Below are 17569 nucleotides of genomic sequence, written 5' to 3' on the forward strand. Positions count from 1 at the left end.
GTAAATAGCGGAATAATCACCGGAGTGCCATGGACAAGCTGCATCTGATGACTGTATTTGTAGCCGTTGCCGAGGATGAGGGCTTTGCCGCTGCCGCCCGTCGTCTGGCCATGTCGCCGCCAGCAGTGACCCGCGCTATCGCATCGCTGGAGGCCAGGCTGGGCGTCAAGCTGCTGAATCGCAGCACCCGTTTTGTCAGGGTCACAGAAGCCGGCCAGCGCTATCTGGAAGATGCCCGCCGCATCATTGCCGATGTCGAGGCTGCCGATGAAGCCACGGCGGGCATCAATGCCGAGCCGCGTGGGCATCTGGCCGTCACTGCTCCCGTCATGTTTGGCAAAATGTTTGTCATGCCTGGTATCGTCGAATATTTGCAACGCTATCCGGCGATGGATGTGTCCGCACTGTTCCTTGACCGTGTCGTCAATTTGCTGGAAGAAGGCATTGATGTCGGTGTGCGCATAGGCGAATTGCCAGATTCCAGCATGAAGGCAATAAGGGTAGGGCAGATACGCCGCCTGTTGTGTGCCTCGCCCGCTTATCTGCAAGCGCATGGTACGCCGGCCAGCCCGCATGAATTAAGCGGGCACAGCATCATTGCCGCCACGGGTGTCACACCCATGGTCGAATGGCGCTTTGCCCATGCAGGGCAGAATATGGCAATCAAGGTCAAGCCACGTCTCACGGTCAGCAGCAATGATGCGGCCATAGAAGCCAGCCTGGCAGGTCTGGGCATCAGCCGCCTGTTGTCTTACCAGGTGGGTAAGTATTTTGATGATGGGCAGCTATGCCGCATCATGCAGGCATACGAGACTGCCCCATTGCCCGTGCATGTAGTACACAGGGAAGGCCGCTATGCAAATGCCAAGGTCAGGAGTTTTGTCGATCTCATCGTTGCGCAGTTGCGTGCAGCCATGGTGCAGCATTGAATTCCTGGGGGAGATGTGTGATGAAAGCCAGTAGGGTTGCTTACCCTGTTGTTTTTCATATTGACAATATGTTGACACTGGAAAACCCAGGGTGTTATATTTTGCCTGGATTTATGGGAACGTTTCCAATTGTATTCAGCCGATGTGACTGGGCATGATGAGAGGCGGGAATTTCCATGTATGCAGTAACAGGTATAACGATAAAAAAACAGAAGAAAGCAGAAAAATTGCAGACCATGATCTGCCATCTGCACCCGTGGAAACTTAGGCGGAGACAAAATGTATAAAACCAATAAACCGGTGCTTGCCCTGTTGTTGGGTGGCCTGGGCGGCCTGGTAGCCGCGAGTATGTCCGCGCATGCCGCAGGGCCCAAAGCCGAAGTCATGCACTGGTGGACATCCGGTGGTGAATCGGCTGCTGTCGCCAAATTTGCCGATGCTTATCGTGCTGCAGGTGGCGTGTGGACAGATACTGCCATTGCCGGTGGTGACCAGGCGCGTTCCGTCGCCATCAACCGTATGGTAGGTGGTAACCCGCCCACTGCTGCGCAATTCAATATTTCCAGACAATTCCAGGATGTCGTTGAACAAGACATGCTCAATAATGTCGATGATGTCGCCGCCAAAGAGAACTGGGACAAGACCCTGCCAGAACCCATACGCAATGTCTTGAAGATCAAGGGACATTACTATGCCGTACCGGTGAATATCCACATGCCAGCCTGGATATGGTATTCAAAATCTGCATTCAAAAAAGCCGGCATAGACAAAGAACCAGTGACGCCAGATGAACTGTTTGCTGCTCTGGATAAACTCAAGGCAGCCGGCCTGATACCGCTGGCACATGGTGGCCAGGCCTGGCAAGAGACTATCGTCTTCATGGCCATGCTGGCCAATGTAGGTGGCAAGGATCTCTACCTGAGCGTGATGCGTGACCGTAATGTCACCGCCATGAATTCAGAAGCCTTTCGCAAGGTGTTGCTAAGCTTCAAGCGCTTGCGTTCCTATATTGATACAGCGTCACCTGGCCGCAACTGGAATGACACTACCGCCTTGCTCATCAAAGGCACGGCCGGCATGCAAATCATGGGTGACTGGGCTTTGGGTGAGTTCGTCGCGGCCAAACAAGTCGCTGGCCGCGAATATGGCTGCATGCCTGGACTGGGGCCAAAAGCACCTTACCTGATACAGGGCGATGCCTTTGTTTTTCCAAAAACCAGCAATCCAGAAACCATCAAAGCGCAAAAGCTGCTGGCCAGCATTGTGGTGGCACCCGGACCGCAACTGGAGTTCAATAAACTCAAGGGTTCCATCCCCATACGTAATGATCTGGATGTGACGCAACTGAACCTGTGTGCCCAGATGGGTCTGGAAATCATGAAAGACAAAAGCCGCCATGCCGGCATAGGCGAAATTTATCTTACGCCAGACCAGAACGGTGCTTTGACTGATGTGCTGACAGCCTATTGGAATACCAATATGGCAGTAGAAAAAGCGCAAAAAAATATCATCGCAGCATTGAAGAACTAAGTGCCCTACTGATATCCTGCCAAGCGCCACCGTACATGCCAACCAATTCACCCAGCGCCAGATATAAAGGCAAGCTGCATACCAGGCTCATCCCTCATGCGGCATTGCTGCCCATGAGCCTGACCGTGGTATTTGGCTATCTGGCGACGCTGTTATGGACACTGAAAATTTCGCTGAGCAGCTCGCGCACTCTGCCCGTCAATAACTTTGTCGGCCTCAGTCAGTATGAGCGTCTGTTTGACAATGAGCGTTGGCTATTGTCACTGAATAACCTGGCTATTTATGGCGTACTGTTTATCCTGGCCTGCGTCATCATTGGATTTTTGCTTGCCGTATTCATAGACCAGAATGTCACGGGTGAAGGCGTACTGCGCACCATCTTCCTGTATCCCTATGCCATGTCATTCGTCGCCACCGGCCTGGTGTGGCAATGGATGCTGACGCCGGGTGTGGGGATACAAGAAGGCATACGGCAACTGGGTTTCAAGGATTTTCAGTTTGACTGGATAGTCGATCAGGACATGGTGATCTATACCATCGTCATCGCGACCGTGTGGCAGGCTTCCGGCCTGGTCATGGCTATGCTGCTGGCGGGTTTGCGCGGCATAGATGAAGATATCTGGAAAGCTGCGCGCATGGATGGCATACCCGCATGGCGGGTTTATCTGTCCATCATCATCCCCATGCTGGCGCCTAATTTCGCCACCGTCTTTTTGTTGCTGTCAACGGCTGTCGTCAAACTGTTTGATGCGGTCGAAGCGATGACGCAGGGCGGCCCCGGCACTGCCAGCGAAGTACCGGCAAAATTCATCATGGACCATTTGTTTGGTCGCGCCAACCTGTCACTGGCATCTGCCGGTGCCATCATGATGTTGTTGCCCGTGCTGGCACTGTTGATACCCTATGCGTATGCAAGAGCCCGCAAGGGAAAAATATGAGGGCAAACATAAAACGCACATGGACGCCGGCACGCATAGGCATCTATGCCTTTTTGCTGACTGCGGCGGCGTTCTTTTTACTGCCGCTGTATATCATGTTGGTGACCTCTTTCAAATCGATGGAAGAAATTCGTCTGGGTAATATCTTTGCCTTGCCCATGCAAATGACGGTGGAACCATGGCGGCAAGCCTGGAGCACAGCCTGTACAGGCGTGGCCTGTGAAGGTATCAGTAGCGGCTTCTGGAACTCAGTGGCGATTACTTTACCCAGCACCGTGCTGGCGATTTTTCTGGGTGCGCTGAATGGCTATGCATTGTCATTCTGGCGGCCCCGTGGCTCACAACTCCTGTTTGGTATTTTGCTGGCGGGCGCTTTCATTCCTGTGCAAGTGATGATGTTCCCGCTGGTGCGGGTGCTGGCAGCCCTGAATATTTTCAGCACCCTGCCTGGCATCGTCCTTGTGCATGTGATCTTTGGCATGCCTATTATGACTCTGCTGTTTCGCAATTATTATCTGGGCATACCGCAAGAACTGTTTCATGCGGCACGCATAGACGGCGGCGGATTTTTCCGCATCTTTGTGCAATTGATGCTCCCCATGTCCCTGCCCATGATAGTCGTGGCCGCCATCATGCAGGTCACGGGAGTGTGGAATGATTACATTCTCGGCCTGGTATTTGCGGGGCGTGAACATTTACCCATGACGGCGCAACTGAATAATGTCATTAATACGACGACCGGTACCAGGATGTATAACGTCAATATGGCAGCAACCATATTGACGGCCTTGCTGCCGCTGGCTATCTATTTTATTTCAGGCCGCTGGTTTGTGCGTGGCATTGCCGCTGGTGCGGTCAAAGGTTAAAGATTAAGTTTAGGTTTAGGTTTAGGCTAAGGACGGGTGCATGGCATATGTAAGTCTCAAGAATCTGGGTATACAGCTGGGTGGACAAAAGATCATCGATCAACTGGATCTGGATGTGGAAGAGGGCGAATTCCTGGTCTTGCTTGGGCCGTCCGGCTGTGGCAAATCAACTCTGTTGCACAGCATAGCTGGTCTCATCGATATCGCGGCAGGTAGTATAGAAATCGCAGGCAAGGATGTCAGCTATGCCGAACCCAGCGAGAGGCAGATAGGCATGGTGTTTCAGTCCTATGCACTCTACCCGACCATGACGGTGGAAAAAAATATGTCTTTCGGCTTGCGCATCAATGGTATCGCCAAGCCAGAAATACAGGCACGCATCACCAGAGTGGCAGAGATGCTGCAATTGCAGACGCTGTTACAGCGCAAGCCAGCGCAGCTATCCGGTGGACAAAGGCAGAGGGTGGCAATAGGCCGCGCCCTGGTCAGGGAAGCCAGGGTGTTTTTGTTTGATGAGCCACTATCAAACCTGGATGCCAAGTTGCGTACAGAATTGCGGCGTGAACTCAAGCTGCTGCATCAGAACCTTGGCTCTACCATGCTGTATGTAACACACGACCAGGTAGAAGCCATGACCCTGGCGAGCCGCATCGTCGTCATGCGGGCTGGTAAGATACAGCAACTCGGTACGCCGTCTGAAGTATATGAGCGACCGGCAAACCTGTTTGTCGCAGGGTTCCTGGGTGCGCCAGCCATGAACTTTATTGCCGGCAAGCTCAATGAAGACAAGCAGTTTGATAATGAAGTGATCAAGCTGGATTTATCGGCTTATGCGTCTCAGGCGACATCGTCAGTGCAAGATGTGATTTTGGGTATCCGGCCAGAATATATGCAGGTGCATGCAAATGGCGCATACGGCGGCGAGCTAAGTCTATTGGAGCCCATGGGTAATCATCAACTCTTATGGTTGGCTATGGGTAAGCAGCAGTTGTGCTTGCTGGACCATGAGAACCGGCAGTTTAAGCTGGGCGAGACAGTGCGCTTTGACATTCACACCGACAGGGTTTCCCTGTTCGATGCAAAAACAGAGTCACGTTTGTGATTGAAGAAGATAATTCACGATAGTCGGGGCAAATTTTTAATATACTGGCCGGATGATAAATATGGAAAAGAATCAAGTGGCGACTATCAAGGATGTGGCCCGCCTGGCGGGTGTAGGACTGGGCACGGCTTCACGCGTGGTCAGCGGCAAAGGGTCGGTGTCTTTAAAGACGCAGGAGCGTGTGCGCAAGGCGATTGCTGAACTGGATTTCCGCCCATCCCATGCGGCACGCAGCCTGCTGTCGGGCAATTCACAGATGATAGGCGTGTATATCCCTGTGCTCAAGGGTACTTTTTACATGCCCATCCTGCAGTCTATCGATACAGAATTGCGCCTGGCTGGTTTGCACATGGTGGTCGCGTTCGGCGTTGGTATAGGTGATGAACGGCGGCAAGGTGTGGAGGGGATAGAATTTTTGATGGAACGTGGTTGCGATGGCCTCATCGTCATGAGCAATGTGTTGACTGATGAAGATTTCTCTATTCTTGGCCCAAAACGTGATCGTCTGGTTGTTTTGAATCATGATTCAAAAACCATCGCTGACCAGTGCTTTGCTGCTGACCATGTGCAAGGCGGTGTCATGGCTGCGCGCGCCCTGCTTGAATACAAGCATAAACATATCGCCGTCATCGCCGGCCCATCGACCGCTCCGGATAATGTGGAACGCATTAATGGTTTCCTTGGTGAACTCAGTCATGCAGGACTTGACACAGGAAAGATGTGGATAGCCGAGAGTGATTTTTCACCCGAAGGTGGCTGGAATTGTGCCAAGGAATTATTGGAATCAGGCCGTCCCTTCACTGCTCTGTTTTGCGCGAATGATGAAATGGCACTGGGAGCCTTATCCTTCTTCCAGCAAGCTGGTATTTCCGTGCCACACGATGTTTCCGTCATCGGTTACGATGACACCATGAGCGCAGCCTATGCCGCGCCGCCCCTGACTTCCGTACATATTCCCTGGCGTGATGTCACGCTCAGTGCATTGAATGAATTATTGAACCGTTGCTATGGGCTGAGAAGACCAGTCACACGTGATTACCCGATCAAGGTGACGATGCGCGCATCCCTCGCGAAACCTGCGCAGCAACGGAGCAAGGCTGGCTGATTATCGTGATGATTATTTAATTTTGAAATTCAGACAAAGCGCCAGAAGAATCTTTTGAATGTGTTTGAATGTGCTGGCGTCTGCTGCAATTTATGGTGTGAAAGTCTGTTGTAGAAATAGCGCAAATAAGTGTAAAAAGAATGAATGGTTTTCTTGACTATTCATTTTTTTTATGAAATTATGGAAACCTTTCCATGAAATTGAAAGCTGAAATATTATTTCACTCGTATCTGAATAGCCGTATCAAATATTGGTGAATGGTAGATGCTGAAATTCAGATAGCTTGCAGCCTGTAGGATAGCAGAGCAGTAGTGCTTCAATGATTTAAGCTTGGGCTGATGCAAAGCGCACGCGGGGGCATGGCTAAGGGATTCTGTGGATGCTGTAGATGTTCTGGCTAATGTCTGCAAATAGCCTGGGCATGCGGCCGACTAGTCAGCTCATCCACCTTGATCCATGGAGCAGACAGCAGTTGGTGGGGACGCAGGAAAGAGTTCGCAATAAGCGAGTATAAAAATTCTGAGTAGCAAATACTCAAAATTTTTTAATCACAATTGGAAACCTTTCCAAATAATTTTAATTTGAATCAACTTTAGATTGAGCAAGCAAAATATGAGCAAAAATCTTCTTCATGCAGTTCCGTCACTTGCTACGCAGTTGCAGCGCACAGATTTTAACAGCGACTTTTTATGGGGTACGGCAACTTCTGCCTATCAGATAGAAGGCGCAGCAGCGACAGATGGTCGCGTTCCATCTATCTGGGATAGTTTTTGTGAGCAAGCAGGGACCATACGTGATGGCAGCAGCGGTGCGGTAGCCTCTGACCATTACCATCACTGGGCTGAAGATCTGGATATTGCTCAGAGCCTTGGCAGCAATGCCTACCGCTTCTCTATTTCCTGGCCACGCATATTTTCCGGGCCAGACAGCAAGCCAAATTCTGAAGGGCTGGCATTTTATTCGCGTCTGGTCGATGGCATGCTGGAACGCGGCCTGCAACCCTGGGCTACTTTGTATCACTGGGATTTGCCACAATACCTGCAAGACCAGGGCGGCTGGGCATCACGCGATACCGTGCATGCCTTTGTCGAATTTGCCGATGTCATCACTGAACATCTGGGTGACAGGGTCAAGCACTGGATCACCCACAATGAACCATGGTGTACAGCCATGCTGGGTCATGCTGATGGCATCCATGCGCCGGGTATCAAGGACTTCAAGACAGCAATCCAGGTTTGCCATCATGTCTTGCTGTCGCACGGACTGGCAACACCCGTCATACGGGCCAATGTTGCGGATGCCAGGATAGGTCTGGCATTGAATCTGCATCCTATCTCTGCCGCCAGTGACAAGCCTGAGGATTTTGCCGCCGCGCGCCTGCATGATGGCTTGCGCAACCGCTGGTATCTCGATCCGCTGTATGGCCGTGGTTACCCTCAGGATGTATGGCAGGCGCTGGGAGATTACGCCCCGGTGGTGCACGAAGGCGATCTGCAGGCCATGGCAGTTTCCACGGACTTTTTAGGTGTGAATTTCTACTTCCCTGAAATCATAGAACACGCACCCGGTGCTTCGCCACTGAACACGCGTCTGGTTGATGCTGTAGGGGTAGAACGTACGGCATTCGGCTGGGAGATTGCACCGGAAGGCATGACCAGTTTGCTCAAGCGCATACAGGACGATTACCAGCCGCATGCCATGTACATCACCGAGAACGGCGCGACCTATGATGACTATCTTGATGATGATGGCGAGGTCAGGGATGAATTGCGCCGCGATTATCTGATACGCCATCTGCTGGCTGTCAAAGAGGCAATACGTCTGGGTTGCCAGGTCAAAGGTTATTTCCTGTGGAGCTTGCTGGATAACTTCGAATGGGCAGAGGGCTGTTCGCGCAGATTCGGCATCGTATATGTCGATTTCATCACGCAAAAACGCACGCCAAAACTGAGTGCGCGTTGGTACCGCGACTTCTTGCTGGAAACAGAAAAAGCAAAAGACGCAACGACCACAGCGAAGGCAGCAACTGCCGCAACGCAGCAAAGCCAGGAATCTTCAGCGGCATAAGTAGAAAAAAGACAGACCAGAAAACAGACAAAAAGACAGACGCGATCAATATGCCTGCCATCTTGCAGGATAAAGCGCTCTGTATCTGAATTACATTTTCATTGACAAAAAGAAACGGGGGTAGCACTATGTTTTTTCGATAAAATTGGAAACCTTCCCATTGAAAATATTTGATTGCGAATATTTCATCTTGGGTAATGCAGGACAGTGTTTTCAGCAGTATATGTGCATGGCGCAAAGACGCCAGCCAAAACAAAAAATACCAGTAAGACGCGCATGCAAGATCATGTGCGGACCACGGCGACCGCTAGTGAGCTTCACTACCGTCAACCGATAACTGAAAAAAATATGGGAGACATGATGTTTCATCAAATAACCAAGCGTACCCTGATCAGCCTGGCTGTCGCCAGCGCCTGCGCGCAACTGACAACTTATACATGGGCACAAGATCAGGAAAGCAGCAAAACGGCAGAAGTAGAAAGCAAGTCCAAAGCAAAAAAATCAGATGCGGATAAGTCTGAAGTACAAGAAATCACAGTTACCGCTACACGTCGCGCCACATCATTATTGAAAACACCATTGGCCGTCACCGCCTTCAGCCAGGAAAAACTGAGCAAGCAAGGTATCACCAATTTGTCTGGCATCTCTGGCGAATTGCCGAACGTGCAGATGGATGGTCAGGCCAATGACTCAGCAGTCAAGATCACTATACGCGGTATTACCGCGACCAACTTTACCGAGATTGGTGACCCCTCGGCAGGCCTGCATATTGATGGCCTGTATTCGCCACGCCCACAAGGTGCACAGGCCCTGATGTTTGACCTGGACCAGGTAGAAGTCCTGCGTGGTCCGCAAGGTACTTTGTTTGGCCGTAATTCGACTGCAGGCAGTATCAACATCATCCCGGCCAAGCCGGAATTTGGTTCTACCTACGGCAGCGCATCTTTTGAAACCGGCAGCCTGAATCTGCGCAATCTCAATGTCATACAGAATATTGCAGTCGGTGACAATCTGGCCCTGCGTGCTACCTTGATGAAAGTCACCAGGGACAGCCCGTTCAATCAGATGCAGGATTTCTCGGAAGCGAATATCCCGGCACTGGGCTGGAAGCCCGATGGCATACCTGACGTTACCCAGCGCTTCAACAGCAAAGTATCCAAGGCAGATGGCTACAACAACCAGAACCAGTGGGCAGGTCGTCTGGCAGCCAGGCTGAAAGTCAACAGTGACCTCGAATGGCAACTCGCGTATGAACATTTCCAGGATTCTGGCGCTGGCTACATAGGCATGCGAGATTGTGACCAGTCCGCTGGCACGCGCTGGGCCTGTGTGCGCGGTCAATATGATGTGCTCATCAATGTGCCGGGCAAAGTAGATATGTCGATAGACACAGTGCGTTCCAAAGCGTTGTGGAACGTGAACAAGAACACTTCGCTGGAATATGGCTTCGTCTATGCGAACCAGAAACGCAGCCAGGTGCATGATGATGACGGTGGTGTCTCGCCTTATGATTTTGAAGTTACGGGTCGCAATCCGGTAGATGGCAACTGGTCAGTCTGGCCTATCTCGGATAACCTCACGCGTACCCTGAATTCCAAATATCTGTCCACCGTACATGAACTGCAACTGAAGCAGAACTTTGACAACTGGCAGTATGTGGCAGGTGCTTTCTGGATGCATGAAAAAAATGCCATCAATTTTGGCCAGGAACAGATGCACTATGGTCCCAACAATATCCCTATCAGCCAGTTCTACGCCCAGCCTGACCGTCAGATAGATTCCAAAGCCCTGTTCGCACAGGCTGACTGGAAATTTACACCAGTTTGGACCGCTACCGTAGGCGCACGCTACACACGTGATACCAAGACCGACGTCGGCGGTATGAACTATGGCGGCAATAGCTGGGGCGGCCAAAGCTATGGCTACTACAATGGCCTGTTTGACTATGGCACCCCGGGTACTGACAGTTACCGCACACCTAACGGCAACCAGATCACGCCGCAAATGGGTACGCTGGGTGGTGCAGCCGCCTACGCAGGTTATGGTCCTGGCACCAATAATGACCATAGCGACAGCTGGAGCAAAGGTACTTACCGCCTTGGCCTGCAGGCACAACTGACACCAAGCGACATGGTGTATGCAGCTTTGGCAACCGGCTATAAATCCGGCGGCTTTGGTGACCGCACCAACAAGTGCGGCCAGACTACCTGCGTGTATGGTGACAACAAGAAAGAGCAGATCACCTACCTGACCTATAAGCCAGAAACTGTCACCAATTTTGAATTGGGTTACAAAGGAAAATTGCTGGATAACCGTCTGGCCTTGTCCGTGGTTCTGTTCGCCATGCAGTACAAGGACATGCAGCAGACTGGCAGCAACTTCCTGGCAAAGGTTACTACGCCAGACAACCTGCCTTGTCCTTCATGGGCACCAACTTGCGACGTGGCAACCGCGTGGCAAACCGTCAACGTTGCCAAGGTCAATTTGTCAGGCATAGAAACCGAGTGGGATTATCGTCCATGGCCGGGTGCCAAACTCGGCGGCTTCTTCAGTTACCTGAAAAGCGTGATCCATGATTATGATTCTTATGATGATGGTTATGCCTGTGATCAGCGTGCAGAGTTTGGTGCGGTTCCTTGCCCGGCAGTTTATCTGGGTACCGATGACAGGTTGCGTGGTCGCCGTGCCTATAACCTCGAAGGCAATCAAATGCCGAATGCACCCAAGTTCACCTTTGGCATGAACTTCTCGCAAGAGTTTGCACTCGACAATGGTTACACGCTGACACCATGGATAGGCGTGCGCTGGCAAGACAAGGTGTATTTTGATTTGCGCAATTTCGATAACGCCCATATCGGTCTGACGCAAAAAGCTTATGCCAAAGGCGATTTGTCATTGAAGTTGGTAGCGCCAAACGACAAATGGTTTGTCGAAGCCTATGTACGTAACTTCAGCGATGCCAAGGCCAAGACCAATGGCTGGAATGCAGGTGGTGGAAAAATGGGAGCGAGTTATATAGACCAGCGCTCTTTTGGTATCAAGGTTGGTGCAAGTTATTAAGCAATGAAGACCTGATGGATGCATGTATCCATCAGGTTTTTTGATTTTGCAATGAACAAAAACGGCAGACAACATGAAAAAACGATTTTCCTTGCCAGCATGTCTGACTTACCTGAGTTTATTGCTGCTCACCGCTTGCGGGGGCAGCAGCAATCTCGTGCAAACCCAAGTCGTGCCCAGTTTGCAGCACGGCTGGGAATTGGTCTGGGCCGATGAATTTGCCGCTGATAAACTGGACTTGCAAAGCTGGCAGATAGAAACTGGCGGGCATGGCTGGGGTAATCATGAACTGGAAAACTACACAGCCCGCAAGGAAAATCTCAGGCTGGAAAATGGCATGCTGGTCATCGAAGCCAGGCAAGAAAAATTTGCTGGCAGTGACTATACCTCGGCACGTATTAAGACCGCTGGTTTGCGTGAATTCACTTATGGCCGTTTCGAGGCACGTATCAAAATACCGGCAGGCCAGGGTGTCTGGCCTGCATTCTGGCTGCTGGGCGCGGAGGCTAGTGCTGTTGGCTGGCCAGAGCGCGGCGAAATCGACATTATGGAAAACATAGGCAAGGAAGCAGCGACCAGCTACGCTACCCTGCATGGGCCGGGTTATTACGGAGCCACTGGCTTTGGTGGTTCAAAAAAACTTGCGCAGGGCAAACTGGCTGATGACTTTCACATTTATTCCGTCGAGTGGGATGCGACGCAGATACGCTGGTATCTTGATGGTCAGCTATATCATCAGGCCAGCCCTACGAACGTGCCGGGCAAGTGGGTATTTGACCATGGATTTTTCATCATCCTGAATCTCGCCATAGGTGGTGAATGGCCAGGCGCGCCGGATGCAAATACCAGGTTCCCGCAACAGATGCTGGTAGATTATGTGCGCGTATATAAAAGAAAAACATGAACGCAAAAATTCGACGTATAAACCAAGTACCATCAATAAAGAGACAAAAGCGAATCAGCAGATTCCTTCCATAATAAAGAGCACACCATGATGAAATTGAAGCATAAGAGCATACAGATCAGTTCTGCCATCCTGCTGGCATATGGAGCAAGCCACGCCTTTGCGGCGGACACGGCAAACCAGTACGGACCGGGCAAAATGCCTGACAAGAATCTGGCAGCGTGGCCGCAAGTCCAGAGCGTCATCAGCAAAGACCCGGCTATCGAGGCAAAGGTAGCTGCCATCGTTGCAGGCATGACGCTGGAACAAAAAATAGGCCAGATGACGCAACCAGAAATCAAGGCTATTACACCGGATGATGTACGCCGCTATTACCTGGGCTCGGTCCTGAATGGCGGCGGCAGCTGGCCAGACCGCAATAACAAGCATGGTACGGCGGCTGACTGGGTCGCGCTGGCAGATAAATATTATGAAGCTTCGATGGCGACTGACATGGCAGTCAAAGTGCCCGTGGTCTGGGGTATTGATGCGATACATGGCAATAGCAATGTATATGGCGCTACCCTGTTCCCGCATAATATCGGTCTGGGTGCTGCGCACAATCCGCAACTGGCGGCGCAGATAGGCCGCTCCATGGGCAAGTCTGTGCGTGCCACCGGCATCGCCTGGGTGTTTGGCCCTACGCTGGCGGTAGTGCGTGATGACAGATGGGGGCGCACTTATGAAAGTTTTTCTGAAGACGGTGCACTGGTGCGCCAGTATGCGGGTGAATATGTCAAAGGCTTGCAGGGCTCCTTCATGGATGATGGCAATGTCATTGCCACTGCCAAGCATTTCATGGGCGATGGCGGTACTGACCAGGGCAAGGACAGGGGTGTGAATCTATCTACCAATGCGCAGATGCTCAATACACATGGGCAAGGCTATCTGACAGCACTGGCAGCAGGCGCGCAAACCGTCATGGCATCCTACAATAGCTGGAACGATAAAGCCTCAGGCGCAGATTACGGCAAAATGCACGGCAGCAAGGCGCTGCTGACAGATGTACTTAAAACAAAAATGGGCTTTGATGGTTTTATCGTCACTGACTGGAATGGCATAGCAGAAGTACCCGGCTGCCGCAATGACAGTTGCGCGCAAGCGATCAATGCCGGTATAGACATGGTCATGGTACCGGATGACTGGAAAGCTTTCATCAGCAACACCATTGCCCAAGTCAAGTCTGGCGAGATACCCATGAGCAGGATAGATGATGCAGTGACCCGCATCATCCGTGTCAAATTACGCACAGGCCTGTTCGGCAAAAAACCTTCTGACAATAGCTATGCTGGCAAGCAGGATGCCCTGCAAGACCGCGAGCTGGCCAGGCAGGCCGTGCGTGAGTCTCTGGTCTTGTTGAAGAACGATGGCGCGACTTTGCCACTGGCAAGCAACAAGAAAATCCTGGTGGTCGGCAAGACTGCAGACGATATCTCAAACCAAACTGGAGGCTGGTCGTTGACCTGGCAGGGCACGGATAACAAGAATGCAGACTTCCCGAATGCTGACTCGATACTGACAGGTATCAAGGCGGCAGTCGGTGATGCCAATGTTGAGTTCAGTGCCGATGCCAAGGGTGTTGATGTCAGCCGCTTTGATGCCGTGATTGCCGTCATCGGTGAAACACCGTATGCGGAAATGTATGGCGATATTGGCCCCTCTGGTAATTTGCGTCATAGCAGCCGCTACCCGGAAGACCTGGCGGTGCTGCAAGCAGTGTCTGGCAAGGGCAAGCCGGTAGTAACCTTGTTTGTCTCTGGCCGCCCGCTGTACGTCAATGATCTGTTGAACCTGTCTGACAGCTTTGTCGCCGCCTGGTTGCCAGGTTCAGAAGGCAAGGGCGTGGCCGATGTCTTGTTCCGCGCTGCAGATGGCAAAGTGGCGCATGACTTCAAGGGCACGCTGTCATTCTCGTGGCCCAAGTCTGTATGCCAGGCCAGCCTGAATTTTGATGATGCGAATTACTCGCCTTTGTTCAAGCTCGGCTATGGTCTCAATTATTCCAGCAAGACAAAAACAGGAAAGCTCGATAGCAAATACCCATCCGGTGGTTGCGGCGTGACAAATGCATACCCAGTATTCAATCAGGCTGACCGTGCGACTTATCCTCTGTATGTTGTCAGTGGCAATGAGCAGCAGGCAGTGGGATCAGACCTGAACCGTGTATTGAATATGAAAGGTATCAGCGTACAAACCTCACAAGTGAATAGCCAACAAGATGCCAAGCTCGTGAGCTGGAGTGGTGCAGCGCGCGTGGAAGCCCGCGCGGCGCAAGGCAAAGCCATACCTGCCTTCGCCACCAAAGATGGTGCATTGAGTTTTGACACTATCGTGGCTACTGCACCTGCAGGCACGGTCAGTTTGTCCATGCACTGTGGTAATCACTGCAGCGCCAGTGTGGATGTGACCGAAGCCTTCAAACACCTGGCTGGCAAAAAAGAAAAACAGACTATCAAAGTTCCCTTGTCCTGTTTCACGACCAAAGGCGTCAAGCTCAATAGCGTGGATGTGCCATTCAGCATCAGCAGTACAGCCGCTTTCAGCGCTGCCTTCACGAATATACAGATAGTCGGTGGCGCAGCCAAAGAACCGGACGCTTTGAATTGCGCAGAGCTGAAATGATGTCCAGTCAAAAGATCACCCCGATTTACCCGCGCCTGCTGGCTGATATAGGCGGCACTAATGCCCGCTTTGCGCTGGAAACCGCAGAGCGTCAGTTTGAGGCGGTCAGCGTGCTGGCTTGCGCTGACTATCCTGGTTTGCCTGATGCAATGAAAAGCTATCTCGCCAGCGACGCGGTCAGGCAAGTACAGATCAGGCATGAAGCACGTATAAGCCATGCAGCCATCGCTATCGCCAACCCCATCGATGGCGATAGCGTGCGCATGACCAACCATCACTGGAGTTTTTCCATCTCTGCTGTGCGTGCGCAACTCGATTTCAGCAGCCTGCTGGTCATCAATGATTTCACGGCACTCGCGATGGCCTTGCCTTATCTTGACGCTAGCCAGTTGCAAAAAATTGGTGGTGGTGCGGAGATGCCGGGCGGCACCATAGGTTTGATCGGTGCTGGAACGGGGCTGGGTGTGTCTGGCATTATTCCCGCGGGCAATTCCTGGGCAGCTTTGTCCAGTGAAGGCGGGCATGCCAGCTTTGCACCAGCCAACCGTGAAGAAATGCGCATATTGGAAACGCTATGGCAGCAATATGAACATGTCTCGGCAGAACGCCTGTTGTCAGGCAAGGGGCTGGAATTAATCTGTACTGCCATCTCTGGCAAGACGATGGATGCCGCAGATATCACGCGCCGTGCACTTGATGGCAGTTGCACAGATTGCCTGCGCACGGTTGAACACTTCTGCGCCATCCTGGGCAGTATGGCAGGCAATGTCGCGCTGACCCTTGGGGCGACTGGCGGCATGTATATAGGTGGGGGCATCGTCCCCAGGCTGGGTCGCTTGTTTGCTGCCTCGACGTTTCGTCAGCGTTTTGAAGCCAAGGGGCGGCTCAGCAGTTTTCTGGCGCAGATACCGACTTATCTGATCACTGAAGAATATCCAGCCTTTCTCGGTGTATCAGCCATGCTGGCAGATCATCTTGGCAAGCAAGAAAAAATTTAATAAGGAGCTACATCTTGGAAACTTCATTACCGACAACCGCTGCCGTCACATCTGACGGCAATGCCAGAAGCCAGACCAGCTCTCTCGTCATCGTGACGATTTTGTTTTTCATGTGGGGTTTTCTGACTTCACTCAATGATGTGCTGATCCCGCATCTGAAATCAATTTACACACTCAGTTATGTGCAGGCGACATTGGTACAGTTTTGTTTTTTTGGTGCCTACTTTATTGTGTCCCTGCCTGCCGGTATGCTGATCAAAAAAATTGGTTATCAGCATGGCGCAGTGACTGGCCTTGTCATTGCCGCCACTGGTTGCGCCATGTTTTATCCTGCATCCATGGGCAGCTATGCACTGTTCTTACTGGCTTTTTTTGTACTGGCATCTGGCATCACGATTTTGCAAGTTGCTGCCAATCCCTATGTCACGGTATTGGGGGAAGCAAAAACAGCCTCCAGCCGTCTGACCTTGACGCAAGCTTTCAATTCCCTGGGTACCACGGTAGCGCCTATCCTCGGCGGCATATTGATTTTGTCTGGTGCTGCATTGACAGCGGTAGAAATCAATCAATTGCCCGCAGCAGAGCAAATCACTTATCGCGCCAGCGCTGGTGCTGCCGTACAAATGCCCTATCTGATGCTGGCTGGTGCCTTGTTGCTACTGGCAGTCCTGTTCGCCTTTGCCCGCCTGCCCAAGATTACACATGCACAAGAAAGCAACACTAATGTCAACAGCGTCAGCAGCAGCAGGACATCGGTGTTGTCACACGGCCATCTGCTCATGGGGGCGATTGGTATATTTTTGTATGTCGGTGGTGAGGTCAGCATAGGCAGCTTCCTCATTAATTTCCTGGGTGAGGCAGATGTCGGTGGCTTGCCACCAGCAGTCGCAGCGCACTATGTGAGTTTTTACTGGGGTGGTGCCATGGTAGGCCGCTTCATTGGTTTTGCCGTCATGCGCAAGGTCAGCCCGGGCAAGACCCTGGCGTTTAATTCTGCCGCTGCCATCATCCTGATCCTGACGGCCATCTATAGCCATGGCTCGCTGGCGATGTGGGCGATACTGGCAGTGGGACTGTGCAATTCCATTATGTTCCCGACCATCTTCAGCATGGCCCTGAACAAGCTGGGGCCTTTGACAGGTCAGGGCTCTGGTATTTTGTGCATGGCCATCGTCGGTGGTGCGCTGGTGCCTTTCCTGCAAGGCTATCTGGCTGACAGCATAGGCCTGCATATGTCTTTCTATGTGCCTGCAGCCTGCTATACCTTCATCCTGTATTTCGGCATACGGTATGCGGGCATGTATTCCAGCAAATAGGTGGAAGTAAAACTCAGTCTGGTTTTTTCTTCGTTACAGGAGATTGCGGGAGCTACATGATCCCGCTTTTTTTTGCCCATAATTTTTTGTCCA

Annotated in this window: 12 protein-coding genes; all 12 read left to right on the forward strand. The window is 51.8% G+C overall.

What is annotated here, in order from left to right; all coding sequences use genetic code 11:
* Positions 1–29: 29 nt before the first annotated feature.
* Positions 30–929, forward strand: a complete 900-nt coding sequence (locus ACO0LI_RS03890) for a LysR family transcriptional regulator (protein ID WP_422949200.1) — start codon at positions 30–32, stop codon at positions 927–929.
* A 279-nt stretch (positions 930–1208) separates the two neighbouring features.
* The gene (locus tag ACO0LI_RS03895; RefSeq protein ID WP_422949199.1) at positions 1209–2459 is read left to right on the forward strand and encodes an ABC transporter substrate-binding protein; all 1251 of its coding nucleotides are present in this window, start codon (positions 1209–1211) and stop codon (positions 2457–2459) included.
* 35 nt (positions 2460–2494) lie between these two features.
* Complete coding sequence (locus ACO0LI_RS03900) at positions 2495–3397, forward strand: carbohydrate ABC transporter permease (RefSeq protein WP_423030989.1); 903 nt, start codon at positions 2495–2497, stop codon at positions 3395–3397.
* Entirely contained in the window at positions 3394–4263 is an 870-nt protein-coding gene (locus tag ACO0LI_RS03905; RefSeq protein WP_423030991.1) for a carbohydrate ABC transporter permease, read from the forward strand. The genes ACO0LI_RS03900 and ACO0LI_RS03905 overlap by 4 nt, the downstream gene beginning before the upstream one ends.
* A gap of 40 nt (positions 4264–4303) precedes the next feature.
* Positions 4304–5365 carry an ABC transporter ATP-binding protein gene (locus ACO0LI_RS03910; RefSeq protein ID WP_423030993.1) on the forward strand — a complete coding sequence of 354 codons (1062 nt, stop codon included), beginning with the start codon at positions 4304–4306 and terminating at the stop codon, positions 5363–5365.
* Positions 5366–5441: 76 nt separating this feature from the next.
* On the forward strand, positions 5442–6470 hold the full coding sequence (locus tag ACO0LI_RS03915; RefSeq protein ID WP_423031064.1) for a LacI family DNA-binding transcriptional regulator: 1029 nt from the start codon (positions 5442–5444) through the stop codon (positions 6468–6470).
* A gap of 612 nt (positions 6471–7082) precedes the next feature.
* A complete protein-coding gene (locus ACO0LI_RS03920) occupies positions 7083–8537 on the forward strand; it encodes a GH1 family beta-glucosidase (protein ID WP_423030995.1) in 1455 nt (484 codons plus the stop codon).
* Between the two features lie 360 nt (positions 8538–8897).
* Positions 8898–11597, forward strand: coding sequence for a TonB-dependent receptor (locus ACO0LI_RS03925; RefSeq protein ID WP_423030997.1), 2700 nt, complete (start codon positions 8898–8900; stop codon positions 11595–11597).
* A 73-nt stretch (positions 11598–11670) separates the two neighbouring features.
* Complete coding sequence (locus ACO0LI_RS03930) at positions 11671–12501, forward strand: glycoside hydrolase family 16 protein (RefSeq protein WP_423030999.1); 831 nt, start codon at positions 11671–11673, stop codon at positions 12499–12501.
* A gap of 87 nt (positions 12502–12588) precedes the next feature.
* The gene (locus ACO0LI_RS03935) at positions 12589–15162 is read left to right on the forward strand and encodes a glycoside hydrolase family 3 protein (protein ID WP_423031001.1); all 2574 of its coding nucleotides are present in this window, start codon (positions 12589–12591) and stop codon (positions 15160–15162) included.
* Positions 15159–16160 carry a glucokinase gene (locus ACO0LI_RS03940; protein ID WP_423031003.1) on the forward strand — a complete coding sequence of 334 codons (1002 nt, stop codon included), beginning with the start codon at positions 15159–15161 and terminating at the stop codon, positions 16158–16160. Before ACO0LI_RS03935 ends, ACO0LI_RS03940 begins: the two co-directional genes overlap by 4 nt.
* Positions 16161–16174: 14 nt before the next feature.
* A complete protein-coding gene (locus ACO0LI_RS03945; protein WP_423031005.1) occupies positions 16175–17476 on the forward strand; it encodes a sugar MFS transporter in 1302 nt (433 codons plus the stop codon).
* Positions 17477–17569: the final 93 nt, after the last annotated feature.

This window comes from Undibacterium sp. Tian12W (genome assembly GCF_049339405.1).
Classification (GTDB): Bacteria; Pseudomonadota; Gammaproteobacteria; order Burkholderiales; family Burkholderiaceae_D; genus Undibacterium.

Coding starts and splice junctions, on each gene's coding strand:
- ACO0LI_RS03890 (WP_422949200.1), top strand. CDS start 30: ATGGACAAGCTGCATCTGATGACTGTATTTGTAGCCGTTGCCGAGGAT.
- ACO0LI_RS03895 (WP_422949199.1), top strand. CDS start 1,209: ATGTATAAAACCAATAAACCGGTGCTTGCCCTGTTGTTGGGTGGCCTG.
- ACO0LI_RS03900 (WP_423030989.1), top strand. CDS start 2,495: ATGCCAACCAATTCACCCAGCGCCAGATATAAAGGCAAGCTGCATACC.
- ACO0LI_RS03905 (WP_423030991.1), top strand. CDS start 3,394: ATGAGGGCAAACATAAAACGCACATGGACGCCGGCACGCATAGGCATC.
- ACO0LI_RS03910 (WP_423030993.1), top strand. CDS start 4,304: ATGGCATATGTAAGTCTCAAGAATCTGGGTATACAGCTGGGTGGACAA.
- ACO0LI_RS03920 (WP_423030995.1), top strand. CDS start 7,083: ATGAGCAAAAATCTTCTTCATGCAGTTCCGTCACTTGCTACGCAGTTG.
- ACO0LI_RS03925 (WP_423030997.1), top strand. CDS start 8,898: ATGTTTCATCAAATAACCAAGCGTACCCTGATCAGCCTGGCTGTCGCC.
- ACO0LI_RS03930 (WP_423030999.1), top strand. CDS start 11,671: ATGAAAAAACGATTTTCCTTGCCAGCATGTCTGACTTACCTGAGTTTA.
- ACO0LI_RS03935 (WP_423031001.1), top strand. CDS start 12,589: ATGATGAAATTGAAGCATAAGAGCATACAGATCAGTTCTGCCATCCTG.
- ACO0LI_RS03940 (WP_423031003.1), top strand. CDS start 15,159: ATGATGTCCAGTCAAAAGATCACCCCGATTTACCCGCGCCTGCTGGCT.